This is a genomic window from Streptomyces sp. AK08-02, from assembly GCF_033795085.1.
Taxonomy (GTDB): Bacteria; Actinomycetota; Actinomycetes; order Streptomycetales; family Streptomycetaceae; genus Streptomyces; species Streptomyces echiniscabiei.
This window is the reverse complement of the sequence record NZ_JARAZV010000001.1, coordinates 644,836-667,967: the sequence shown is the minus strand read 5'-3', so window position 1 is coordinate 667,967 and position 23,132 is coordinate 644,836. Positions and strand designations below refer to the sequence as shown.

The 23,132-nt window shown below is 70.0% G+C and carries 18 protein-coding genes, 4 pseudogenes and 1 riboswitch; of the genes and pseudogenes, 11 read left to right on the top strand and 11 right to left on the bottom strand.

Annotation, left to right across the window (positions count from 1 at the left end):
• Genes PV734_RS02970 through PV734_RS02960 form a run of 3 tightly spaced genes read right to left on the bottom strand, consistent with a single transcriptional unit; the run spans window position 1 to window position 2,968 of the window.
• Entirely contained in the window at window positions 1-912 is a 912-nt protein-coding gene (locus tag PV734_RS02970) for an SDR family oxidoreductase (protein WP_319091905.1), read from the bottom strand.
• Between the two features lie 14 nt (window positions 913-926).
• Complete coding sequence (locus PV734_RS02965) at window positions 927-1,646, bottom strand: hypothetical protein (RefSeq protein WP_319091904.1); 720 nt, start codon at window positions 1,644-1,646, stop codon at window positions 927-929.
• Window positions 1,646-2,968, bottom strand: a complete 1,323-nt coding sequence (locus PV734_RS02960) for a phenylacetate--CoA ligase family protein (protein ID WP_319288679.1) — start codon at window positions 2,966-2,968, stop codon at window positions 1,646-1,648. Before PV734_RS02960 ends, PV734_RS02965 begins: the two co-directional genes overlap by 1 nt.
• A gap of 162 nt (window positions 2,969-3,130) precedes the next feature.
• Between PV734_RS02960 and PV734_RS02955 the strand changes: the two genes are divergently transcribed.
• The 7 genes and pseudogenes from PV734_RS02955 (at window position 3,131) to PV734_RS02925 (ending at window position 10,108) form a co-directional block, all read left to right on the top strand.
• A complete protein-coding gene (locus tag PV734_RS02955) occupies window positions 3,131-3,895 on the top strand; it encodes an electron transfer flavoprotein subunit beta/FixA family protein (RefSeq protein ID WP_319288772.1) in 765 nt (254 codons plus the stop codon).
• 138 nt (window positions 3,896-4,033) lie between these two features.
• Complete coding sequence (locus PV734_RS02950) at window positions 4,034-4,990, top strand: electron transfer flavoprotein subunit alpha/FixB family protein (protein WP_319288678.1); 957 nt, start codon at window positions 4,034-4,036, stop codon at window positions 4,988-4,990.
• Window positions 4,991-5,075: 85 nt separating this feature from the next.
• Entirely contained in the window at window positions 5,076-6,158 is a 1,083-nt protein-coding gene (locus PV734_RS02945) for an amidohydrolase family protein (protein ID WP_319091901.1), read from the top strand.
• 16 nt (window positions 6,159-6,174) lie between these two features.
• Window positions 6,175-8,322 (top strand): annotated as a pseudogene (locus PV734_RS02940) (GNAT family N-acetyltransferase); the annotation flags it as partial.
• A 127-nt stretch (window positions 8,323-8,449) separates the two neighbouring features.
• Window positions 8,450-8,584, top strand: a complete 135-nt coding sequence (locus PV734_RS02935; RefSeq protein ID WP_319288771.1) for a hypothetical protein — start codon at window positions 8,450-8,452, stop codon at window positions 8,582-8,584.
• Window positions 8,581-9,555 (top strand): LLM class flavin-dependent oxidoreductase, encoded by a 975-nt coding sequence (locus PV734_RS02930; protein ID WP_319091899.1) that lies wholly within the window; start codon window positions 8,581-8,583, stop codon window positions 9,553-9,555. Before PV734_RS02935 ends, PV734_RS02930 begins: the two co-directional genes overlap by 4 nt.
• Before the next feature lie 16 nt (window positions 9,556-9,571).
• On the top strand, window positions 9,572-10,108 hold the full coding sequence (locus tag PV734_RS02925; RefSeq protein WP_319288677.1) for a PaaI family thioesterase: 537 nt from the start codon (window positions 9,572-9,574) through the stop codon (window positions 10,106-10,108).
• A gap of 43 nt (window positions 10,109-10,151) precedes the next feature.
• On the opposite strand, the gene PV734_RS02920 is transcribed toward PV734_RS02925, so the two are convergent.
• Window positions 10,152-11,303, bottom strand: coding sequence for an acyl-CoA dehydrogenase family protein (locus PV734_RS02920; RefSeq protein WP_319091897.1), 1,152 nt, complete (start codon window positions 11,301-11,303; stop codon window positions 10,152-10,154).
• Between the two features lie 291 nt (window positions 11,304-11,594).
• On the opposite strand from PV734_RS02920, the gene PV734_RS02915 reads away from it, so the two are divergent.
• The 3 genes from PV734_RS02915 to PV734_RS02905 all read left to right on the top strand — a co-directional run bounded on the left by PV734_RS02915 (window position 11,595) and on the right by PV734_RS02905 (window position 16,016).
• Window positions 11,595-12,293 carry a TetR/AcrR family transcriptional regulator gene (locus PV734_RS02915; RefSeq protein WP_319091896.1) on the top strand — a complete coding sequence of 233 codons (699 nt, stop codon included), beginning with the start codon at window positions 11,595-11,597 and terminating at the stop codon, window positions 12,291-12,293.
• A gap of 320 nt (window positions 12,294-12,613) precedes the next feature.
• Window positions 12,614-14,374: a cellulase family glycosylhydrolase gene (locus PV734_RS02910; protein ID WP_319091895.1), complete on the top strand. Its 1,761-nt coding sequence runs from the start codon at window positions 12,614-12,616 to the stop codon at window positions 14,372-14,374.
• A 295-nt stretch (window positions 14,375-14,669) separates the two neighbouring features.
• Window positions 14,670-16,016 carry a jacalin-like lectin gene (locus PV734_RS02905; protein WP_319288676.1) on the top strand — a complete coding sequence of 449 codons (1,347 nt, stop codon included), beginning with the start codon at window positions 14,670-14,672 and terminating at the stop codon, window positions 16,014-16,016.
• A 166-nt stretch (window positions 16,017-16,182) separates the two neighbouring features.
• Here PV734_RS02905 and PV734_RS02900 read toward each other — a convergent pair whose 3' ends face one another.
• The 7 genes and pseudogenes from PV734_RS02900 to PV734_RS02870 form a co-directional block, all read right to left on the bottom strand.
• Window positions 16,183-17,310, bottom strand: coding sequence for an LLM class flavin-dependent oxidoreductase (locus tag PV734_RS02900; protein WP_319288675.1), 1,128 nt, complete (start codon window positions 17,308-17,310; stop codon window positions 16,183-16,185).
• A 28-nt stretch (window positions 17,311-17,338) separates the two neighbouring features.
• Window positions 17,339-18,435, bottom strand: a pseudogene (locus tag PV734_RS02895) (LLM class flavin-dependent oxidoreductase).
• Window positions 18,432-18,997, bottom strand: a pseudogene (locus PV734_RS02890) (F420-dependent methylene-tetrahydromethanopterin reductase); the annotation flags it as partial. The pseudogenes PV734_RS02895 and PV734_RS02890, both read right to left, overlap by 4 nt.
• Window positions 18,993-19,130 (bottom strand): annotated as a pseudogene (locus PV734_RS02885) (GNAT family N-acetyltransferase); the annotation flags it as partial. The pseudogenes PV734_RS02890 and PV734_RS02885, both read right to left, overlap by 5 nt.
• 99 nt (window positions 19,131-19,229) lie before the next feature.
• Window positions 19,230-20,255, bottom strand: coding sequence for an ABC transporter substrate-binding protein (locus PV734_RS02880; protein ID WP_319288674.1), 1,026 nt, complete (start codon window positions 20,253-20,255; stop codon window positions 19,230-19,232).
• An 89-nt stretch (window positions 20,256-20,344) separates the two neighbouring features.
• Complete coding sequence (locus PV734_RS02875) at window positions 20,345-21,139, bottom strand: amino acid ABC transporter ATP-binding protein (RefSeq protein WP_319288673.1); 795 nt, start codon at window positions 21,137-21,139, stop codon at window positions 20,345-20,347.
• On the bottom strand, window positions 21,136-22,167 hold the full coding sequence (locus PV734_RS02870) for an amino acid ABC transporter permease (RefSeq protein WP_319091889.1): 1,032 nt from the start codon (window positions 22,165-22,167) through the stop codon (window positions 21,136-21,138). The genes PV734_RS02875 and PV734_RS02870 overlap by 4 nt, the downstream gene beginning before the upstream one ends.
• Window positions 22,168-22,704: 537 nt before the next feature.
• A riboswitch (SAM riboswitch) is annotated at window positions 22,705-22,814 on the top strand.
• A gap of 34 nt (window positions 22,815-22,848) precedes the next feature.
• Between PV734_RS02870 and PV734_RS02865 the strand changes: the two genes are divergently transcribed.
• On the top strand, window positions 22,849-22,965 hold the full coding sequence (locus PV734_RS02865; RefSeq protein ID WP_319091888.1) for a putative leader peptide: 117 nt from the start codon (window positions 22,849-22,851) through the stop codon (window positions 22,963-22,965).
• The last annotated feature ends 167 nt before the right edge of the window (window positions 22,966-23,132 follow it).

The following is a 23,132-nucleotide window of genomic DNA, read 5'->3' as shown; positions in this document are numbered from 1 at the left end:
TCATGCTCCGTTCCGGTTGCCGAGGGCGTCGGCGTTCGGCGCCGCCTTGGCCACCAGGTTGGGGACGACGGAGGTCAGTTCCTCCGGTGTCCACCGGGTCTCCGCGCTCGCGCCGGGACCGTTGACCCAGCCCTCCAGTACGGTGATCCGGTTGCCGACGACGCCGAAGACCCGGCCGGTGACCTCGCGTGACGCCGCCGAGCCGAGCCACACCACGAGGGGTGAGATGGCCTCGGGGGTGAGGTCCTGGTTCTCCGCGGCCCGCCGCATCATCTCGATGTCCTCGGTCAGCCGGGTGAGCGCGGTGGGCGCGATGGCGTTCACCGTCACGCCGTAGCGGGCGAGTTCGGCCGCCGCGATGACGGTGAGGCTCGCGATTCCGGCCTTGGCGGAGCCGTAGTTGGACTGTCCCGGGTTGCCGAAGATGCCGGACGGGGACGTCGTGTTGATCACCCGGGCGTCGTTGGCGTGACCGGCCTTGGCGCGCTCGCGCCAGTACGCCGCCGCGTGGTGCAGGGTGGCGAAGCTGCCCTTGAGGTGGACGGCGAGGACGCTGTCCCAGTCCCGCTCGGTCATCGACACGATCATCCGGTCGCGCAGGATGCCGGCGTTGTTGACCAGCACGTCCAGCCCGCCGTAGGTGTCCACGGCCTGCCTGACGAGGCTGCCGGCGCCGTCCCAGGCGGAGATGTCGTCCGTGTTGGCGACGGCCACGCCGCCCGCCTCGACGATCTCGTCCACCACCGCCTGGGCAGGCCCGGCCGAGCCGCCCCCGCCGTCCCGCGCGCCGCCGAGGTCGTTGACCACGACCTTCGCGCCGTGCGCGGCGAAGGCCAGGGCGTGCGCCCGGCCGATGCCGTTGCCTGCACCGGTGACGACCACGACACGGCCGTCGACCACTCCTTCGGACATCCTCGACTCCTCGCTCATGAAAGCTGATCGGCCTCGCCGAACAGGACCCTCGGGTCCTCGCTGCCGCAGGCGCACCGGCCGGCGACGACGCGACCCGCGACACCCAGCGGTGTCTCGGCGAGCGGCGATGCCCGCTGCTCCCCCGCCGCCACGGACAACTCCCCGTCCCGCTCGCCGATCCGCCACTCGGCGGCGTTGACGTGCGCGCCGGCGCGCTCGGGACACTCCAGAGCGAGCGCCGGTCCGAGCGGCGAGAACAGACAGGCGGGCACGCCCACCGCGCGCAGGATCGGTACGGCGGCGGGCCTGGCCAGGACGACGGCCGTCGGGCGGAACAGCTCACCGAGGTCGGCGGCTCCGGAAAGGCCCTCCAGGGTCTCGGCGGACAGTCCGATCACCGCGTGCGGCCGCAGTTCACGGTGGAAGACCGAGGTACGCCGGTGGTCCCAGCCCATCGCCTCCGCGATCCCGTACGTCACCTTCAGCGAGCGCAGGGCGCCGATCGCCGCGTGTCCCCAGAAGCCCTCGAAGCCGGACATGGTCAGCAGCGCCCGCTGCCCGGCGGTGAGGCCGTGCTCGCGCAGACGTGCGCCGACCCAGTCGGTGTCCCGGGCGAGTTCGGCCCAGGTCAGTTCCGTCTCCCCGGCGCCGTCGGCGGCGGGGAAGCGTACGAGGTAGGCGAGGTCCGGGCGGTCGAGTGCCCTGGCCCGGGCCAGGGTGTCGGCGCGGGCCATCAGCTCTTCACCACCCGGGGGAACTTGGCGACGCTGGTCATGGTCTTCAACAGGTCCTCCTCGGTGCGCAGGTCGAGCACCGGCTCGACCCCGGTCCGGGTCCGCACGGCCTCGCCCAGCCGTCCGGCCAGGGCGTCGACGTCGCCGGTGAGCGCGGGGTCGTAGCCGACGCGCAGCCGCAGTTCGTCGACCTCACGGCCGTTCCTGACGATCTGGAACACTCCGGCCACCGTTTCCGGCTGTTCCTCCACGGCCTGCCAGATGTCCCGCAGCACCACCGAACGCCCCTGGACGAGCGTCTCGTCGCCGCTTCGGCCGGCCACCCACATCCGGGCGTGCGTCCGGCCGCAGCCGCAGGTCTCGCCGGACAGCCGGACCAGGTCCTCGCTGCGGTAGCGGATCAGCGGCGCGGCCCGGTTGTCCAGGTCGGTGGCGACCAGTTCGCCCAGGTCGCCCTCGGGGACCTCGCGCCAGCCGTCCGCGCCGAACTCCACGCACTCCGCGAAGACGGTGTCCTCCCAGAGGTGGAAGCCGTCGTGCTCACGGCACTCCCAGGCGGTGCCGGTGTCGGCGGCGCTGGTGTACTCGTAGACGTCGATGCCCCAGTCGTCGCGGATCCGCTCACGCATCTTGCGGCTGAGGGGCTGCCCCGCGCAGGAGGCACCCTTGAGGGAGGAGAACGCCTCCTTGAGGTCCGTCTTCTCCGCGAGGTGCTCCAGCTCCACCATCTGCGGATACATCATCTGCAGATAGGCCGGCCGGTAGGTGCGCAGGGCCTCGACGACCTCGTGCATCTTCCCCATCCAGGTGTCGACCTCGATCACCACCGCGCCCAGCGCCTGGTAGCCGGGGTCCATGAGGTTGCGGAAGGTGCCGGGCGGACTCAGCACCCGGTCGCCGGGCCGCAGGCCCAGCTCCCACAGATCCCGTACCTGCGCGGTCACGAGCGGCGGGGCGTCCTGCCAGATCTCGGCGAAGAACTCCGGGTCACCGGTGGTGCCCGAACTGGAGGAGACCGAGGTCAGCTCCTCGACCGGCACACACAGCAGGCCGCCGAAGGGGTCGCCGGTACGGGCCCGGTAGGCGCGCACCATGTCCTTGGTGATGAACGGCACGCGTTGGCGGAAGTCGCCCAGGGACCGGATGTCGCGCGGACGGACCCCGTGCGCGTCCCAGAGTTCACGGTAGAAGGCCGAGTTGGTGTAGGCGTACTCGACAAGCTCCAGGACCCGTTTCTCCTGCTCCGCCCGCAGCTGCTCGCGGGGCATGGTCTCCACCTGGGGCTCGAAGTACCTCTCAGCGGTGTCCCTGTCACCGACCATGGCGCCTCCTCGCGGCTCAGTGCCCAGATCTTCCAGCTATCAGCGCAATCAGTCAACCAATTCGACGGATTCACAGCGGGGTCTCGCGCTTCACCCATCTATATAGTTAACTATTAACACTCATTCAACCTGCTGGAGGGTGTCGTGAAGATCGTTGTCTGCGTGAAGCACGTGCCCGACGCCGCGGCGGACCGCACCTTCACCGAGGACGGCACCACCGATCGCGCGTCGGTCGACTCACTCCTGTCCGAACTCGACGAGTACGCCGTCGAACAGGCCCTGCGGATCGCGGAGTCGGACGACGTCGACGCCGAGATCAGCTACCTGACGGTCGGACCCGAGGACGCCCGCGACGCGCTGCGCAAGGCGCTGGCCATGGGCGGTGACTCGGCGATCCATGTGAGCGACGACGACATCGAGGGCAGCGACGCCTTCGGTACGTCGCTCGTCCTGGCCAGGGCCATCGAGCGGCACGGCTTCGATCTCGTGCTCTGCGGGATGGCCTCGACGGACGGCACCATGGGTGTCGTACCGGCGCTCCTGGCCGAGCGGCTCGGCGTCCCCGCCGTCACCCATGTCGAGGAGCTGACCGTCGAGGACGGCCGGGTGACCGGTCGCCGCGAGGGCGACGCGGCGACCGTGCGCGTCCAGGGTGCGCTGCCTGCCGTGGTGTCGGTGACCGACCGTTCCGGGGACGCTCGCTACCCCTCCTTCAAGGGGATCATGGCCGCGAGGAAGAAGCCGCTGGAGACCCTCGGCCTCGCCGACCTCGGGCTCGACGCCGAACAGGTCGGGCGAAGCGCTGCCCGGTCGGCCGTCGGCACCGCGACCCGGCGTCCGCCGCGCACCAAGGGCGAGATCGCCGTCGACGAGGGAGCCGGCGGTACCGGGCTGGCCGCGTTCCTGACCGCGAAGAAGTTCGTCTGACCCGTTCAGGGGCCGTTCCCGACCTACTCCATGGCCGCCCCTGACCTACCCCCGTGCCACTCACGGCCTCCCTCGCCGGACTCTTCCCCGTCCCTCCCCCGCTTTCCCCCGACCCGACCCCGAAAGGAGTGCGGCACCATGGCCGAGATCCTCGTCCTCGTCGACCACAGCGACGGCGCCGTACGCAAGACGACCCTCGAACTCCTCACCCTGGCACGCCGGTTGGGTGAACCCTCGGCCGTGTTCCTGGGGGTCGGCACGGACGCCGCGACCGAGACACTCGGCCGGTACGGCGCCCACAAGGTCTACGTGGTGGCCGCTCCCGAGGTCGACGAGTACCTCGTCACCCCGGCGGTCGACGCCCTCACCCGGATCGCGGAACGCACCGGCCCGGCGGCGATCCTGCTGCCGTCCGGTCCGGACGGCAGGGAGACCGCCGCGCGGGTCGCGCTCCGACTCGGCTCCGGGCTCATCACCGACGCCGTCGACATCACCGCCGGACCGGACGGCCCGGTGACCGAGCAGTCGGTGTTCGCGGCAACCCACCAGGTCACGGCCCGCGTCACCCGAGGCGTCCCGGTCATCACGGTCAAGCCGAACGCCGCCGCGCCCGAACCGGCCCCGGTCACCCCGGTCGTGGAGAAGCAGGACATCGAGTTCGGCCCGGCCTCCGCCACCGTCCGGATCCTGTCCCGCGCACCGAGGGAGCGCGGCGACCGCCCCGAGCTGACCGAGGCCGACATCGTGGTCTCCGGCGGCCGGGGCGTGAACGGCGACTTCGCCGTGATCGAGCGGGTCGCCGACGCCCTGGGCGCGGCCGTCGGAGCCTCCCGGGCCGCCGTGGACGCGGGTTGGTATCCCCACAGTCACCAGGTCGGCCAGACCGGTACGCAGGTCTCGCCGCAGCTCTACCTGGCCGCCGGCATCTCCGGCGCGATCCAGCACCGGGCGGGCATGCAGACGTCCAAGACCGTCGTCGTGGTCAACAAGGACGCCGACGCTCCCCTCTTCGAGCTCGCCGACCACGGCGTCGTCGGGGACCTCTTCCAGGTGCTGCCGCAGCTGGTGGAGGAGATCGAACGGCGAAGGAGCTGATCTCCCGCCCGCACGGCCTTCCCTTCCACCGCTCATACAACTAAAATCGCTAACTGATTGCATCCATTGACCTCGAAGGAGCGTCATGTCGTCGAAGATCTGGGTCAACTCGGGTGACTCCCACGTGATGGAGCCCGCCGACGTGTGGACCGAGAGGCTGCCGGCCCGGCTCGGCGCCCGCGCCCCGCGCAGCGAGCGCGGTGAGAAGTACGAGATGCTCTACATCGACGGTGAGCGCATCGACCGACAGCTCGGTGACTTCATGGACGCCATGCGTCCGCCGGGCGCCTGGGATCTGAAGGTCCGGCTCAAGGACCTCGACCAGGAGGGCGTGTGGGGCCAACTGGCCTTCCCCTCCATGGGGTTCTGGCTCGTGTCGATCACCGACCGGGAGCTCGCCCGGGAGACCGTACGGGCGTGGAACGACTGGGCCTACGACGAGATCCTCAGCAGGAACAAGCGGGTCATCACCACCGCGTGTGTCTCGACCGCCGACATCGACGACGCGGTGGCCGAGCTGGAGCGGGCCGCCGAGATGGGCTTCCAGGCGGTCTTCCTGCCGTGCGCGACCCGACCGGGTGAGGAGTACGCCCTCGACCGCTGGGAACCCTTGTGGACCGCGGCCGAGCGGGCGGGCATCGTGCTCGGCTTCCACATCGGCACGGGCGGTGAGAACGTCGTCTTCCGCGGTCCCGGCGGCGCCGTCGTCAACTACATGGAGACGACCTATCCGGGCATGCGGGTGGTGTCCCACCTGGTCGCGGGCGGCGCCCTCGACCGCCATCCGGACCTGAAGATCCTCATCGCGGAGGGCGGCGCGGGCTGGATGCCCGCCATCGGCGACCGGATGGACGAGGCGTACCGCCAGCACGGCATGTTCGTCCGGCCGAAGCTGAGCCGGCTGCCCAGCGAGATCATCCGGCAGCAGGTGTACGCGTCCTTCCAGCACGACAGGAGCTCGGTGGAGATCGTCGAGTCGACCGGGTACCGCAATGTGATGTGGGGCGACGACTACCCGCACCTGGAAGGCACCTACGGCCACACCCAGTCCACGCTGCACGACCTGTTCGACGGCGTGCCGGACGACATCCGTGAACGCGTGACACGCGGCACCTTCAACGAGCTGTTCAAGCTGCCCGAGCAGACTCCCCAGGAGACGGCGGTCTGAGCGGCGGCCGAACACCGTGACCACTCCCCCCTACCCCGAGGACCTGGAGCGGCCCGGGCTCGTCAGGACCGGGCGGTCGACCTTCCTCCGGCCCATCCGGCCCGAGGACGCCGACCGCCTGGTCGCCTTCGTCGGCAGCCTGTCGCGAGCCACCCTGGCCTACCGCTCCCTCGGCCCGGTGACCCGGCTGCGCGACGACGTCATCCGGCGCGGCGCGCACGTGGACTACCTCAACGAGCTGGCCCTCGTCGCCCTGGCCGGCGAGGAGATCGCGGGCGTCGTCCGCTACGTCCGCGATCCGGCCGAACCGGAGCACGCCGAGGTCACGTTCACCATCCGCGACGACCACCAGAGCGAGGGTTTCGGCCGACTGCTCCTGGAGCACATCGCGGCCGCCGCCCGCACGCGCGGCATCCGGGTGCTGGAGGCCGACGTCCTCGCCGACAACACCCGGATGATCAACGTCTTCCTCGGCTCCGGCTTCCGCGTCGAGGCCGGCCCGCCCGGCCAGATCCTCCACTTCGAGATCGCCATCGACCCGCAGGCCCTGGCCGTCGCCCGGGCCGAGCGCCGTGAGCACACAGCCGTACGGCGCTCCCTGCGGCCCCTGCTGGAACCGCGCTCGGTCGCCGTGATCGGCGCCAACCGCGGCCCCCTCACCATCGGGCACGAGATCGTGGCCAACCTGCTGCGCGGCGGCTTCGGCGGCAGCGTGTTCCCGGTCAACCCGCGGGCCGAGCGGATCGCCGGGGTACGGGCGTACGCCTCCGTCGGGGCGCTTCCCGAGCCGCCCGAGCTGGCGCTCGTCGCCGTGCGGGCCGAGGCCGTGCCCGAGGTCGTACGCGAGTGCGCCGACGCCGGTGTCAAAGCGGTGGTCGTCGTCTCGACGGGCTTCGGTCAGACCCGGGCCGAGGGGCGGGCGACCGAGCTGGAGCTGGCCCGGTTCGCCCGGGCCTCCGGAATGCGGCTGGTGGGCCCGAACTGTATGGGCGTCGTCAACACGACCCCCTCGGCACGGCTGGCCGCGACCTTCTCGCCCGCCCTGCCCACGCCCGGCCGGGTCGCCATGTCCAGCCAGTCGGGGCCGCTCGGGCTCGCCGTGCTCGACTACGCCCGGCGCCTGCGGCTCGGCTTCTCCGGCTTCGTGTCCGTGGGACACGCCGTGGACGTGTCCACCAACGACCTCCTGCAGTGGTGGGAGGAGGATCCGGGAACCTCGGTGATCCTCCTGCACGTCGAGACCTTCGGCAATCCGCGCCGGTTCGCCCGCGTCGCCCGCCGGATCGCGCCGCGCAAGCCGATCGTCGCCGTCCACCCGGGCCACGCCGACTCCACGGTGAGTTCGCTGTTCGCCCAGTCCGGCGTGATCCGCACCCGCGGTCTGCAGGAGCTGTTCGACGTGGCCCTGCTGCTCGCCCACCAGCCTCCCCCGCCCGGGAACCGGGTCGCCGTGATCACCAACGCGGGCGGGCCGGCGGCCCTGACGGCCGGGGCCTGCGCGGCGAGCGGTCTGCGCGTACCGGCGCTCGGCGAGCACACCCGCCAGGCGCTGCACTCGGCGCTCGCGCCCCGGGCGGAGGTCGCCAACCCGATCGATCTGACGCCCATGGCCACCGCCGCCCACTACCGGCAGGCGCTGGACGCGGCCCTCGCGGACGACGGCATCGACGCGGCCATCGTCCTGTTCATGCCGCCGCTGGCGGACAAGGCCGACGAGGTGGCGTCGGCGATCCTCGACGCGGCCTCGGCCCGGCCGGAGAAGCCGGTGGTGGCCAGTTTCCTGGGCGGCGCCGGCGTCGCCGACCTCCTGCACCGGGGCGACCTGGTCGTGCCGACGTACGCGTTCCCGGAGGCGGCGGCCGGCTCCCTCGGGCACGCGGCTGCCTACCAGGCCTGGCGCAGCACCCCGGCCGGTGTCGTACCCGACCTTCCGGGCGTCGACGCCGACCGCGCCCGCTCGCTGTTGGCGGGATGCGCCGCGGGACCGGTTCCCGCGCACCTCGCCGCCGAACTCCTCGCCTCGTACGGAATCGCCGTACGGGACACGGAACCGGGGCCCGGCCCGGACGCGTTCCTCGCCGTCAGCGCCGACCCGGTGTTCGGGCCGGTGGTCGCCTTCGGTCTGACCGGGGACTACGCCGATCTCATGGCGGACGTCGCCCACCGGGTCACCCCGCTCACCGACCGCGACGCCCGCGAGATGGTCCGCTCGCTGCGGGCGACCCCCCCTGCTGGAGAGCCGGGGTGTGGAGTTCGCGGCTCTGGAGGAGACCGTCGTACGGATCTCGGCGATGGTCGAGGACCTTCCCGAGATCGAGTCACTGGAACTGCGGCCGGTACGGCTGCTGCCGCCCGGCGGCGGGGTGGCCGTCGCACACGCGACGATCCGCCTCGCGGCCGATGGAACAGAAGGAGCCCTTTCATGAAGGTGGGCATCTACTTCGACCTGCGCAACCCGCCGCCGTGGCGGCAGAGTTGGTCGCGGGTCTACGGGTTCGCACTGGAGATGTGCGAGGAGGCTGACCGGCTGGGCCTCGACTCGGTCTGGTTCTCCGAACACCACGGCTTCGAGGACGGCTACCTCCCCCAGCCGCTCACCATGGCCGCCGCCGCGGCGACCCGCACCCGGCGGGTACGTCTGGGTACGGCGGTCATCCCCGCCCCGCTGCACGCGGCCCCGGAACTCGCCGAACAGGCCGCGCTCGTGGACATCATCAGCGACGGCCGTCTCGACCTCGGCCTCGGCACCGGCTATCGCGTGCCCGAGTACCGGCTCTTCGGCGCGGACCTCGCCAAGCGCTACACCACGACCGATCAGCGTGTACGGGAGATCCGCGGCCTGTGGGCCGAGTCCCTGGTCACCCCCGGCCCGGTCCAGGACCCGCTGCCGATCTGGCTCGGCTACCAGGGCCCGCAGGGCGCCCGGCGGGCCGGCCGGCTCGGCACCGGGCTGCTCTCGCTCAACCCGGCGCTGCTGACGCCGTACCGGGACGGGCTCGCCGAGAGCGGGTACGACATCTCGACGGCCCGTATGCAGGGCTCGTTCACGACGTTCGTCACCGAGGACCCCGAGGGCGACTGGCCGGTGGTGCGCAAGCATCTGGCGTACCAGTGGGACAGCTACCGCCGCTACATGGTCGAGGGCACCGATCAGCCCCTCCCCCGGCCCATCGATCCCGAGAAGTGGCGGGAGACGGGGCTGAGCGCGACCGGTGTCGGCCAGTTCCTGTACGGCACCCCGCAGGACACGGCCGAGGCCATCAGGGCGTACGTGGCAGGGCTGCCGGTGGAAGGCGTGTTCCTGTGGGCCTCGCTGGCCGGGATGCCCGAGGAGATGGTCGCCCGCCAGGTCCAGCTGATCGCCGGGAAGCTGCGCCCGCTGCTTGCCGATGTCTGACACGAGGGGTTCGAGCATGTCGAGGACGACGCCCGGGCCCGGGCCGGGGTCCGGGCCATGGGCCGGGGCGGACTTCCAGGAGCCGCCCCGCACTCCCGGCGGGGTCGCTCTGTGCGGTGCGTGCCGCGCTGCCGGGTCGTGTCGGCTCGGGGTGGGCCGGGAGCGGCTCGACGAGGACGGCGTGGCGTGGTTCGAGTTGGCCTGCCCACGAGACCAGGAGGGCGGGCCCGAGGTGGCGCACGGTGGCTGGACGGCGGCCGTGCTGGACGACTGCCTCGGCCATCTTCCGCTGCTGCACCGGGTGTTGAGCGTGACGGCGGAGCTGACCGTGAGCTTCGTCAAGCCGGTTCCGGTGGAGCGTCCGCTGGCGGTCCGGGCCTGGGTCGAGCGGCGCGAGGGCTCCCGCTGGTACATCGCGGGCGAGATGACGCTGCTGCCGACGCGCGCCGTGCTGGCCCGGGCCTCCGGAATCTGGGTGACCCGGGACCAGGGCCACTTCGCCCGGCATCAGGAGTGGCTCGCCGGTCAGCGCGCCGACACCGAGGGCCAGTAACGCCCGGGGCGGGCAGGGCGCGTGGGGCGTCTGGGCCCGAGGCTCAGTAGGAGCGGAGTCCCATACTGCGGGCGATGCCGTTGCGCTGGATCTGACTCGTGCCCCCCGAGATGGTGGCCACGATCGACTCCCGGTACCGGAAGCTCATCACGCTCTCCGTGGAGAAGCCGTGTCCCGCGAGGACCTGCATCCCGAGCCGGGCGGCCGCCACATAGGTCTCCGACCCCTTCAGCTTCGCCATCGAGCCTTCCCTGGTGCAGGGCTTGCCCTGGGCGAGCAGCCAGGCGGCGCGGTAGGCGAGCAGCCGGGCGGAGTCGATCTCGGTCTGCAGGTCGGCCATGGCGTGGGCGAGCGCCTGGAAGTTGCCGATCGGCCGGCCGAAGGCATGCCGGGTACGGGCGTACTCCAGCATCTCGTCCAGGGTGGACTGGGCCGCTCCCAGATAGCCGCCGCTGATGATCACCTTCTCCAGCTCGATGTTGGAGAGCATGATCTTCCAGCCTTCGTCACGCGGGCCGACGAGGTTCTCCCTGGGAACCAGGGCGTCGTTGAAGAAGACCTCGTTGGTGCCGAGGATGTGCCGGGCCAGGGTGGGCGTCCGGCGCACCTCGACGCCCTCCGTCGAGGGGTCGACGAGCAGGAGGCTGATGCCGCCGTGCTTGGGCTCGCGAGGCCCGGTGCGCACGTAGGCGGCGATGGTGGTGTCGGGCAGGCCGCCGCCCGTGCACCAGGCCTTCTGGCCGCGTACGAGGAAGTGGTTCCCGTGGTCCTCGGCGGTGGTGCGCAGGGCCGCGGCGTCGGATCCGCTGTCCGGCTCGCTGAGGCCGACGGCGAGCCGGTGCCGACCCGTCATCACCTGCTCGCGGATGAAGTCGCGCTGCGTCTCGTCGCCCCAGCGGAACACGGTGATCCCGGGGATGAGTACGCCGATGTAGCACATGGCGACGTCGAAGCTGGCCCGGCCCAGTTCCTCGGCGATCAGGATCAGTTCGAGCGGCCCGCCGCCGTCACCGCCCTCGTCCTCGCCGAACGGGAGGGAGAACCAGCCCAGGTCGGCCATGCCCCGGAAGAGTTCGGGCGGAAAGACGCCGTCCTCGTCCCACTGCTTGGCCCTCTCGGCCGGACACACGTCGGCCACGAACTGCCGTGCCGTCGCGCGCAACAGGTCCTGCTCGTCGGTCAGCCCGAAATCCACGGCCACTCCTCGCCACTACCAGGCTATTCATCTACCTAATTATTCTATGTTAGCTGATACATCTCCCGGCGTCGCGGCATGGTCACGGAAATCGCCCAACCTTCCCTCCCGGACACCTGTTCACCGACAGGTCGGGCCCGTGCGCCGCGAGACGGGCGCGCCGGTGCCGGCCAACCGTGACCCCGACTCGCTGTTCACGGCCGTCGATGACCTCCAGGCCCACTGCCAACGCGCGGACACGGGCCGACGGTCCTGCGGCTGCACGACAGCGGCCGCGGGCATACTTTTCCCGTGCCGACATCACGAGATCAGACACGAGGAGGTGGGGCGCCGGTACGGCGCTCTCCCGGCCGTCCACCCGTCCCGTTCGAGCGGATCATCGCCGCGGCGGTGCAGATCGTCGACGAGGAAGGGGCCGACGCCCTGTCGATGCGGACGCTCGCCCAGCGTCTGGGCTCCGGTACGGCCACGCTCTACCGGCACTTCGACAACCGGGCGGCCCTGGTGGCCCACGTCGTGGACCGCTTGTTCGGCGGGATCGAGATCACGGACGACGAGTTCGCCGCCATGGGCTGGCGGGAGGCGTGCCGCACCGGGATGCAGGCCATGTTCGACGCCGTGAGCCGGCACGAGAACATGGCACCCCTGCTCGTCGAGGGGATCCCTGCAGGCCCGAGCGCGATGGCCGTGCGCGAGCGTTACATCGCCGTCCTGCTCGCCGGCGGATTCCCGCCCCGGGTGGCGGCGTACGCCTACGCCACGCTGTCCCGCTATGTGCTGGGCTTCGCGATCCAGGTCCACGGGTACAACGGCGGGGACCGGTCAGGCAGCGACGCCCAGGGCTCCGCCGCCTTCCGGGCCGCGGACCCCTCCCTGTATCCCGCCACCTCGACGGTGGCCGCCTGGCTTCCGGTGCCGCTGGAGGAGGAGTTCCGCTTCGGCCTGGAACTGGTCCTGGACGGGCTCGGCCGGCTCCGCGACGGCGACTGACCGTCAGCGACTCGCACACACGCGCGTTCTGCCACCCCCCGACCCGGCCAAGCGGGTTCGCGAGTTGAAGCGCTTCGACGCTGCCATCGGCCTGACGGGCTGTCAATGAGGTGACGGGAAGAAAATTTCCTGACCTCCCTGCCCTTGTCCCGCGAGAGACATGTCATTAGCCTTCCCCGCCAGGTGAAGCGCTTCGACACTCCTCAACCATCCAAAGCCCCCACGTCGTCGGCCCGGGAGGGCCGGCCCCTTCCTCGACCATCTGTCGCCGCATCCCCCACGGGCGGAAACTCCGCTCGGCCAACAGAGAAGGATCAAGGATGAAGGGAACGCACAACCCCACCCGGCGCCGCGGAAGCGGCCCCGGCCGCCTGCTCGGCCTGCTGGTGGCGCTGATCGCCGCGATCGGGCTGACCGGCGCCACCGCGTTCGCCGTCCCGGGCCACAGGGGCACGCCCCTGATACGGCTTCCGCTGTCCACGCTCGCCGCCGGCCCGGTGGACACGGTGGCCGCGATGCAACCCAGCTGGAACCTGGGCAACACCCTCGACGCCATCCCCGACGAGACGTCCTGGGGCAACCCACCGGCCGACAAGGCCCTGTTCGACACCATCAGGGCACAGGGCTTCCGCAGCGTCCGCATTCCCGTCACCTGGAGCGGCCACCAGTCCTCCAACTCCCCCTACACGATCGACGCGACCTGGATGAACCGCGTCAAGCAGGTGGTCGACTGGGCGCAGGCCGACGGACTCCACGTCGTACTCAACGTCCATCACGACTCGTGGCAGTGGATAGCCGACCTGCCGACCGACCACGACAACGTCCTGGCCCGTTTCAAGGCCACCTGGAGCCAGATCGCGGCCAAGTTCCGGGACTCCCCGCAGACCCTGCTCTTCGAGAGCAACAACGAGCCGCAGTTCAACAACACCACCGACACCCAGGGCAATCAGTACAACAACGAGCTCAACACCGCCTTCCACACCCTGGTGCGCCAGTCCGGCGGCAACAACGCGACCCGGCTGCTCATGCTGCCCACCCTCCACACCAATGCGAGCCAGGACTTCCTGGACATCCTGGCCGCCGAGATGAAGTCGCTGAACGACCCGAACCTCGTCGCCACTGTGCACTACTACGGCTACTGGCCGTTCAGTGTGAACATCGCGGGCGGCACGCGGTTCGACGCCACCTCGCAGAAGGACATGACCGACACCTTCACCCGGATCCGCGACACCCTGACCTCCAAGGGGATTCCGGTCTACCTGGGCGAGTTCGGCCTGCTGTCGTACCCCGACCACAACCACCCGGCCCGCGTCGAACCGGGCGAGGCGCTCAAGTACTTCGAGCAGTTCGGCTACGAAGCGCGCACGGCCGGAGTGACCACAGCTCTGTGGGACGCCTTCAACTTCCTGAACCGCACCACCCTGCAGTGGCGCGACCCCGCCCTCATCAACCAGATCAGGTCGAGCTGGACCACCCGCTCCGGAACCGCTTCCTCGGACCGGATCTTCCTGGCGAAGTCGAGCACCATCCCCACCAGGACCCTTGCTCTCAACCCGAACGGCGGCAGTTTCCTGGGACTTTGGCAGGGCGGCACCATGCTCGCTCCGGGCCGGGACTACACCGTCTCCGGCAACCAGCTCACTCTCACGGCCACCGCGCTCACCCGGCTGGCCGGCAACCGGGCCTACGGGGTGAACGCGACCGTCGAGGCCCGGTTCAACCGGGGTCTGCCCTGGAAGATCCTGGTGACCACGTACGACAGGCCGGTGCTCTCGAACGCGACCGGCAACACCAACGGCGTCACCGTCCCCACCCAGTTCCGCGGTGACCTGCTGGCGACCATGGAGGCCACCTACGCCGACGGCGGCAACGCGGGCCCGACGGACTGGACGCCCTACCAGGAGTTCAACGAAGCCTTCTCCCCCGACTACCCGGGCAACGCTCTCCTGCTCACCTCGAAGTTCGTCAACTCACTGCGGGACAACGCGCAGGCGACGCTCACGTTCCATTTCTGGAGCGGTGCCACCGTGACGTACCGCGTGACGAAGTCCGGAGGTTCGGTGACCGGCACCGTCGGCTGACGGACGCTTCCTCGCCCCGGGCGCCGGACCCGGCGCCCGGGGTTCACCCCGATCCGCCCAGGTTCCCGGGTGGCCGCACACTCATGGAACCGGGCCAGAAACATGGAGACATACGGTCGCTGACCTTGCGTCCGTCCGAACGTTCCCTGAAGAGAATCCCGCCGTTCGCACCCCCGAGGAGTCTGGCCCAGACCACCTGGTCAAGTTTCGATCTCGTCCGCCCAAGGCGGCGACAGAAGCGGGTTACCAGCGGTACGTTCCCGCTGCCCCCTCCACATCACAGGAGTTCAGCTTCATGCGCCGTCTTCTCACCTGCCTCACGGCCGCGGCCGTCACCTGCGGCGGGTTCGTCGCCACCGCGTCCCCAGCAGCGGCAGCGGACCCGGCCTCCGGGACCTTCAGCACCCTCACCTACAACGTCGCGGGCCTGCCGGCGATCCTCTCCAGCGCGTCCACGCCACGTGACACGAGCACCACGACGATCGGCCAGCGCATAGCGCCGTACGACATCGTGCACGTCGAGGAGGACTTCAACTACCACTCCTACCTCTACGCCGCGGACTCGGCGCACGCCTACCGCACACCCACCAGCGGTGGCGCCGCGATCGGCAGCGGGCTCAACACCCTGTCCAAGCTCCCGTACGACGAGGACGACTTCGAGCGGGTGCACTGGAACTCCTGCCAGTGGGACTCCGGTGACTGCCTGACACCCAAGGGGTTCACCTTCATGCGTGAGCGCCTCGCCGAGGGCGTCTACGTCGACTTCTACAACCTGCACACCAACGCCGGCACCAACGACGGCGACGAGGCCTCACGCGCCGACAACCTCAACCAGCTCACCGCCTTCATCAAGACCCACTCCGCGGGCAACGCCGTCGTGGTCATGGGTGACACCAACACCCGCTACACGCGCGCCGCGGACACGATCGCCGAGTTCGGCGCCGCGAACAGGCTCACCGACGCCTGGGTCCAGCTGATCCGCGGCGGCACCCCGCCCACCAAGGGCAGCGACGCCCTCGTCTGCGACCAGACCGGCCCCACGGTGCCCAACACCTGCGAGGTCGTCGACAAGGTCCTCTACCGAGGCAGCAAGCTGGTCTCGCTGAACGCCACGTCCTACAACAACGAACACGCCAAGTTCCTCACGGACGGCGGTCTCATGTTGTCCGACCACGACCCGGTCTCGGTCGGCTTCTCCTGGTCGCGCAACGCCGACTTCCAGCTCAGCGACCAGTACGGCGGGCCGCACGGCGACTACTACAACGACATCGACGCCGTACCGACGGGCGCCCGCCCTGTCAGCCTCACGCTGCGCAGCGGCTCCCGCGTCGACAGCGTCGCTCTGACCCTCGACAACGGCACGGCCCTCACCCACGGCGGCACCGGCGGCACGGCGTCGTCCCTGACCCTGGGCAGCGGGGAGTACGTCACCTCCGCCCAGCTGTGCCAGGGATCGAAGGACGGCCACACCCGGATCTTCTACGCCAAGTTCGCCACGAACCTCGGCAGAAGCCTCTCCGGTGGCAGCACCACGTCCGACTGCGTGACGCGCACCGTGCCGTCGGGCTGGCAGCTCGCCGGGTTCCAGGGGCGCGCGGGCGACGAGATCGACAAGCTCGGCTTCATCTACACGAAGCGCTGACACCCCACCCTGTACCGAACGGGCCTCAGGTCCGGCTCCGACCGGGCGGCTCCACCCGAGCCGACCCGGTCGTGGCAGGCGAAACCGTCGGCGGCGGTCGTAGGCGGACTCGGCGCCGGGGTGGTCGACCGCGGGATCGCTGCCCTCGACGCCGAGATCGACCGCCTCACCTCTTGCGCCACTCCTCGGCCAGCAACTCGTAGGACCGCACCCGGTCCTCGTGGCCGTGGGTGATCGTGGTGATCAGCAACTCGTCGGCGCCGGTGGCCTCCTGGAGCTGTTCCAGGTGGTCGGCGACCGTGGCAGGGGAGCCGACGAACTGGGTGTCCACGCGGTCCTGGACCAGGGCCCGGTCCGCGTCGGACCACACGTGGGAGCGCGCCTCGTCGGGCGTGGGGAACGGGATCGCGCCCTCGGCGTTACGAATGCTGCGCACCCAGAGTCCGTAGCCGGTGGCGAGCTCACGGGCGGTCTCGTCGTCCTCGGCGACCACGACGTCCGCGGACACGCTGACGTACGGCTTGTCCAGGACGTCGGAGGGCTGGAACGCGGCGCGATACCCCTCCGCCGCCTCCAGCACCGAAGCCGGACTGACGTGGTAGTTCGCCGCGAACCGCAGACCGTTGCGGCCCGCGACCTCCGCGCTCTCGCCACCGCTGCTGCCCAGGATCCAGATCTCGATGTCGGCGCCCTCTCCCGGCACCACATGGGCCTCGACACCGTCCGCGGAGCGGTATGTGCCCGCCAGCAACGCCAGGATGTCGTCGATCTGCTGACCGTATTCCTGGGACCGGGCGTCCGGCAGCAGGAGCAGCTCGCGCTGCAGGGCGACGCGCGGTGAGTCGAGCAGGTGCTCGAAGGAGAAGCGAGGCGGAATGCGCAGGCCGTTCGGGGTGTGGCCGTCAACCACCTCGGTCGCGTTCGGTACCGGGGTGGCAGGTCCACCGGGCGGGCGTCCACCGGAACGGCCGAGACCCAGGTCGAGCCGGCCCGGGTGCAGCGCGTCGATCAGGCCGAACTCCTCGACCGTGGACAGAGCGGTGCGGTGCCCCAGTTGTACGGCACCGGAGCCGAGCCGGATGGTCGAGGTAGCGGACGCGGTCAGGGCGAGGACGGCTGCGGGCGAGGTACCGGCGACGCCCGGGTTGAGGTGGTGTTCGGCGTACCAGAAGCGGGCGTACCCGAAGCTCTCGGCCTGCCGGGCCAGGTCGATGGAGTTGCGGAGCGCCTCCGTGGCGGTGGAACCGGACGAGATCGGAACCAGGTCGAGGACGCCGAGGGGGATGTCTGACATGGGCGAAAGGACTCCTCGGTAGGTCGGCTCAGTGGTCGGCGGGCACCGACCCGGGCACGGGCAGGGACCCTCCCTGCACCGGGCCCCAGGGAAACGGCGGATCGGGGATCTCGCTGCGCAGCACCGGTGCGATGTCCGACTGGAAGAGTTCGAGGGAATCCCGGTGTTGACGGTCCGTCAGCCCCCCGGCGTCAGCGTGCAGATGCAGCAGGGTGTGCCCGAACTGCTCGTGGTAGCGGTGCACCTTCTCGATGATCTGCTGGGGGCTGCCGATCAGCGCCGAGCTGCGCTCCACGAAATCCTCCAGGGTCGGGAAGACCGGCTCAAGGCCCAGCCTTTTCTGGAACTCAAGGTTCCCCTCGAACACGGGCCGGTAGGCGGCGATCGCCTCCTGGGAGCTGCGGGCCGTGTAGAGGCCCGCCGTTCCCGCGCCGACCGCGACGGCAGCCGGATCGTGGCCGTAGTGCTCCCAGCGTTCACGGTAGTAGCGGATCAACTCCGCATAGGGCTCTATGGGGTTGGTGACGTTCGCGGAGAAGAGCGGGTCGCCGTGGCGGGCGGCGAGGTCGACCGACTCCTTGCTGGTCGCGCTGCCGTGCCAGACCCGGATCGGCTGCTGGAGAGGGCGGGGCCAGACCTCCGCGTCCTTGAGTTCCGGACGGAAACGGGTCTCGGCGGTCACCTTGTCCTGGCGCCAGATCCTGCGGAACACCTCGTAGCTCTCGGCGTTGCGCTCCCACTGGTCGTCGGGGGTGACATGGAACAGGTCCCGCTGGGCGGCCCCGTTGCCCTTGCCGATGATCAGTTCGAGGCGTCCACCGGAGAGATGGTCGAGGGTCGCGTAGTCTCGTAGGCCCGCACCGGGTCGAGAAGGCTGAGTGTCGTGACGGCGGTGAACAGCCGGATCCGGGAGGTGAGGGCGGCGATGTGACTGAGGACGACGGGCGGCGAGGAGGAGATGAAGGGCCGTTCGTGCCGCTCCCCCACACCGAAGCCGTCGAAGCCCAACTCCTCGGCGAGGAGTGCGTTGTCGAGCACCTCACGGAAGCGGTCCTGAGTGGACTTCCGCACGCCCGTCACCGGGTGCGGGGCGTGCACGATCAGGGTGATGGACAGGAACTTCATGACGCCGCACGTGCGTTGCGGACCTCGTCGGGGTGGGTGAGGCCGAGGCGGTCGCGGAAGGTGGTGCCTTCGTACTCGGTGCGGAAGACGCCGCGTTCCTGGAGGAGGGGGACGACGGTGTCGGCGAATCCGTCCAGCCCGCCCGGGGTGATGTGCGGGACCAGGATGAAGCCGTCGCTGGCATCGGCCTGGACGAAGTCGTTGATCGTCGCGGCGACGGTGGCGGGGGAGCCGACGAAGTTCTGCCGGTTGCCCGTCTCGATGACCAGATCACGGATGACCAGTTGTTGGCCTGTGCGCGTTCACGCCATTCGCGGGCGGTGGCGAGCGGGTCGCGGTACATGCGTACCTGGGCGCGGCCGCGGGAGAGGGTGTGTTCGCCGAGGTCGGGGTCGATGTCGGGGAGGGGGCCGTCGGGGTCGTAGGCGGACAGGTCACGGTTCCAGACGAACTCCAGGTGTTTGATGGCGGTGGCCCCGCTGACCTGGAGGCGGCGTACCTCGCGGGCGAGTTCCTCCGCCTCGGCGTCCGTGTCGCCCAGGACGAAACTCGCGGCGGGCAGGAAAGCGGGCGGCACGGCCGACTCGCTCGGCGAGATGGGCGTGCGGGCCTGTCAGCGCGGCCCAGGCCGCGTTGTCCAGGAGGTGCGGTTCCGTCGGGCTCGGGGACGTGGCGTGGTGGACGCTGGTGGACATGTCGGTGCGAGTCTCCGTATCTGAAGCGCGACTCTGGAACGCGGTCGGGCGCGGCCGGGACTCCGCCGCCACGGGCGGAGTCCCTGGGACGGGTGAGGATCAGGAGTTGTCGAGCGGCAACCCGGGCGGGTTGACCTGGGACGTGCTGACGGCCTCGTTGGAGAGGTTCCAGGCAGCGAGCCACTTGGCGTAACTGCCGTTCTTGATCAGCTGGTTGATCGCGTCCGCGATCGGCTTGGCCAGCCCGCTGTCCTTCTTCGCGGTGGCCGCGATGAGACCCTGCAGCGACGCTCCCGCACCGGAGAACTTGCCCGCGTTGCGGGTCGGGTTGGGTGTCTTGGCGACCTGGGTGATGTGGTAGGCGATACCGGGGTTGGGGCCGAAGTAGGCGTCGATCTTCCCGCTGGACAGCGCCAGGTAGAGGCTGTTGTTGTCCTGGAAGTACTTGACGTTGAGCTTCTTGCCCTCCTTCTCCAGCTTCGCCTTCCACTCCAGCAGGATCTTCTCCTGGTTGGTGCCGGCGCCCACCGAGACGGTCTGGCCCGCGAGATTCTCGTAGTTGTCGTCGAAGTTCCAGGTGCTCTTGTTCAACACCTCGAAGGCGAGGTTGTCCTGCCGGTAGGAGGCGAACTCGTACTTCTTCTTGCGCTCCTCTGTGTCGGTGACGTTCGAGAACGCCACGTCGACCTTGCCGCTGTCGATCCCGACGAACAGGTTCTCCCAGGTCGAGTTCTTCACCTCCGGCTTCAGCCCGAGAACCGCGGCCACCAGCCGTCCGAGATCGGGTTCGGCACCGGTGAGGGTCTTCTGGTCGTCGCCCACGTACGCCAGCGGCGGGAACCCGGAGGGCAGCGCACCGAGCCCGATGACCAGCTTGCCGCTCTCGGCGACCTTCTTGGGCAGCTCGGCGCTGATCGACTTCACCTCGGTGACCTTCAGCTGGGTCTCCTTGGCCGCACCGTTGGAGAGGGCGCCGACGGTCACCGTCCCGGCCGGCGCGCTGTCGGTCCTGGTAGCGGCGTCGCTGTCGCCTCCGCAGGCGGCGAGTCCCGCGGCGAGAGAGACGACGGCTGCGGACGCGGTGACGCCGCGGTGGAATCTGCTGCGGAGGCTGAGGGTGCGCATGGCTGTCCTTGGTTTCCTTGTCGGTTGTGCGGCGAGGGTGTGGGGGCGGTCCGGGCGGACCGCGAGCTTGAGGAGGAGAGCCCGGTGGGTCAGAGGACCTTGCTCAGGAAGTCCCTGGTCCGCTCCTGTTTCGGGTGGTCCAACACCTCATCGGGCGGGCCCTGTTCGACGATCCGGCCGGCGTCCATGAAGACCACCCGGTCGGCGATCTCACGGGCGAAGCCGACCTCGTGGGTGACGATGACGAGGGTGGTGCCGCTGCCGGCCAGGTCCTTGATGACGGCCTGTACCTCGCCGACCAGTTCGGGGTCGAGGGCGGAGGTCGGCTCGTCGAAGAGGATGACGCCGGGGCGCAGGGCGAGGGCACGGGCGATGGCCACGCGCTGCTGCTGGCCGCCCGACAACTGCCGTGGATAGGCGGCCACCTTGTCGGCCAGGCCGACCCGGTCCAGGAGTTCACGGGCGAGTTCGGCGGCCTGATCCCTGCCGAGCCTGCCGGTCGCCACCGGAGCAGCGGCCACGTTGTCGAGCACGGTCAGGTGCGGAAAGAGGTTGAAGTTCTGGAAGACGAAGCCGATACGGCTGCGCTGGGTGAGGATCGTCCGCTCGCTGAGCTCCTTCAGACGGTCACCGTGCCTGCGTACGCCGATCAGCTCGCCGTTGACGCTGACGTGGCCGATCTCGGGCTTCTCCAGGTGGTTGATCACCCTGAGCAGGGTGGACTTGCCCGAGCCGGACGGGCCGAGGATCACGGTGACCTCGCCGGGCCGCACGGTCAGGTCGACTCCGTTCAACACCCGGTGGGTGCCGTACCACTTGTGCACATCGTGCACCTCGACGGTGGCGGCCGTGGCCGGCGTGGCGTCGAGCGTCCCGGCGGTCATACGGCGGCCTCCTTGCGGATGCGGGCGTGGAGGTCGGTGACCCCGGTCCGCAGCTTCTGCAACGGTGTGGGCGGCAGGGTGCGGGTGGCGCCCCGGGCGTAGTACCGCTCGACGTAGAACTGGACGACGGACACGACGCTGGTGAGGATCAGGTACCAGACGGTGGCGACCAGCAGCAGCGGCACGATGTCGCCCGGGTAGGTGCTGCCCATGCTCTGCACGCTGCCGAAGAGGTCGAGCAGGGACACGTAGAAGACCAGCGAGGTGCCCTTGATCAGGCCGATCAGCTGGTTGACGTAGTTCGGGGTGATGGAGCGCAGCGCCTGCGGGAAGACGATCTTCGCGAACTGGTACCGCTTCGGCAGGCCGAGGGCGGAAGCCGCCTCGTGCTGGCCCTGGTCGACGGAGAGGATGCCGCCGCGGACGACCTCCGCCGCGTAGGCCGCCTCGTTGAGGCTGAGGCCGACGACGGCGACGACCATGTCGGTGGCGAGCCGCGACTCGTCGAAGGTGAAGAACGCCGGGCCGAAGGGGACACCCAGGCTCAGCGTCTGGTACAGCGCGCTGAAGTTGTAGAGGAAGAGCAGGACGACGATGAGCGGCACCGAGCGGAACAGCCAGATGTAGACCCAGCTCACGGCGCGCAGTACGGGGCTCCCGGAAAGCCGGGCCAGGGCGAGGAAGATGCCTCCGAGCAGGCCCAACACCGCGCTGTAGGCGGCTACTTCGAGGGTGATGAGCAGGCCGTCGAGGATCGTCGGGCGCAGGAACCAGTACTGGAACCGGTCCCACTGGTAGAAGGGGTTGGTCGCCAGCCCGTGGGCGATCTGGGCGACCAGTACGAGGACGACGGCCGTGAGGATCCAGCGGCCGGGACGCCGGATCGGAAGGACTCGCTGCGCGGCGAGGGGCTTCGGTGCGGCCGGGGTGTCGATGGTGTCCCGGGTCTCCGGGGTGTCGGGGCGGGGGATCGCCTCGGTGGGCGGCGCTGATCCGGGGGACACAGCGACGCCGGGAGTTTCGCTCATGGAGGGCTCCAGCGGTTTTGGACACCCAGAACCGCGGAGGCGGCAGCACCGCGCCGCCCGGGAGCGGCTCGGCACGAGGCGGCGCACGGGGTACACGCGGAACGGGGGCTGGGCGGGGAGAGAGCACACCGCGAACGCGGTGGTCGTCGACGAGTCGGAGACTCGGAGAAAGCGGAGGCTCGGGAACAGAGCCTCAGAACGCCGTCAGCCTCGACAGAGGGTGCGGCAAGTGGCCGTACAGAGTGCGCTGTTGACGCGCAGCAGGTCGACGGAGCGGTCCGTGCACAGCAGGACGCGGCTGAGGCGCCGCGGTGCGGTCGTCCCGTCAGCTGCGTGCATCGCTGCCACCATCACTTCTCCGGCCCTGGGGCATCTTGGTCTGCGCCGCAAGTTAGGCATGTCCCAATTGGGGATGTCAATGCGAGTGACCATCAGGTGAGACGGCTGACTCGGGCCGCCCTGGCGGCGGCATGCGAGCTGCGTCCTGCCGCCGCATGGCGTTGACGGATCACGGCGGCGATAGGTAGCGTTTCAAATGGCATTGAGTGTCAGCATCAAGCCCTGGCTAGCTGACCGGCAACCCTCCGACGCGGTGGGGTGCTCCAGGTGAAGGCCCGGCCAGGTCGCCGACCCGGCAAGCGCGTGGCCCCGTGACAGGGGTCCGGACATGGAGGAACGAGCGTGCCGCACAGCAGCGTCTCAAGCCCCTCCGTCGCGACTGTGGCAGCTCGTTCCCGGTTCTCCCGGCGACGACACATCGACCTGCAGCGCATTTCCAGTTGCCTGTGTCGCGGCTGACCACGTCCCACAGCTGACTGCCGACGTCCGGCGTCGGCACCTCTGGGTTCGAACCCGCAGCGGGCTTCCCGCTCCTCCTTCTCGGCCTCTCCTCATCCGGGCTCTTCCTTCGCCTCTTCGCGCGGTGTCGTCGTCCCCTGGGCCCGACACCGTCCACGCATCTCCAT

Excerpts from the sequence above, each read along its gene's own strand:
- PV734_RS02965 (WP_319091904.1), bottom strand. The coding sequence starts at position 1,646 with ATGGCCCGCGCCGACACCCTGGCCCGGGCCAGGGCACTCGACCGCCCG.
- PV734_RS02880 (WP_319288674.1), bottom strand. The coding sequence starts at position 20,255 with ATGCGCACCCTCAGCCTCCGCAGCAGATTCCACCGCGGCGTCACCGCG.
- PV734_RS02930 (WP_319091899.1), top strand. The coding sequence starts at position 8,581 with ATGAAGGTGGGCATCTACTTCGACCTGCGCAACCCGCCGCCGTGGCGG.
- PV734_RS02925 (WP_319288677.1), top strand. The coding sequence starts at position 9,572 with ATGTCGAGGACGACGCCCGGGCCCGGGCCGGGGTCCGGGCCATGGGCC.
- PV734_RS02870 (WP_319091889.1), bottom strand. The coding sequence starts at position 22,167 with ATGAGCGAAACTCCCGGCGTCGCTGTGTCCCCCGGATCAGCGCCGCCC.
- PV734_RS02875 (WP_319288673.1), bottom strand. The coding sequence starts at position 21,139 with ATGACCGCCGGGACGCTCGACGCCACGCCGGCCACGGCCGCCACCGTC.
- PV734_RS02960 (WP_319288679.1), bottom strand. The coding sequence starts at position 2,968 with ATGGTCGGTGACAGGGACACCGCTGAGAGGTACTTCGAGCCCCAGGTG.
- PV734_RS02945 (WP_319091901.1), top strand. The coding sequence starts at position 5,076 with ATGTCGTCGAAGATCTGGGTCAACTCGGGTGACTCCCACGTGATGGAG.
- PV734_RS02950 (WP_319288678.1), top strand. The coding sequence starts at position 4,034 with ATGGCCGAGATCCTCGTCCTCGTCGACCACAGCGACGGCGCCGTACGC.
- PV734_RS02935 (WP_319288771.1), top strand. The coding sequence starts at position 8,450 with ATGGTCGAGGACCTTCCCGAGATCGAGTCACTGGAACTGCGGCCGGTA.
- PV734_RS02905 (WP_319288676.1), top strand. The coding sequence starts at position 14,670 with ATGCGCCGTCTTCTCACCTGCCTCACGGCCGCGGCCGTCACCTGCGGC.
- PV734_RS02970 (WP_319091905.1), bottom strand. The coding sequence starts at position 912 with ATGTCCGAAGGAGTGGTCGACGGCCGTGTCGTGGTCGTCACCGGTGCA.
- PV734_RS02910 (WP_319091895.1), top strand. The coding sequence starts at position 12,614 with ATGAAGGGAACGCACAACCCCACCCGGCGCCGCGGAAGCGGCCCCGGC.
- PV734_RS02900 (WP_319288675.1), bottom strand. The coding sequence starts at position 17,310 with ATGTCAGACATCCCCCTCGGCGTCCTCGACCTGGTTCCGATCTCGTCC.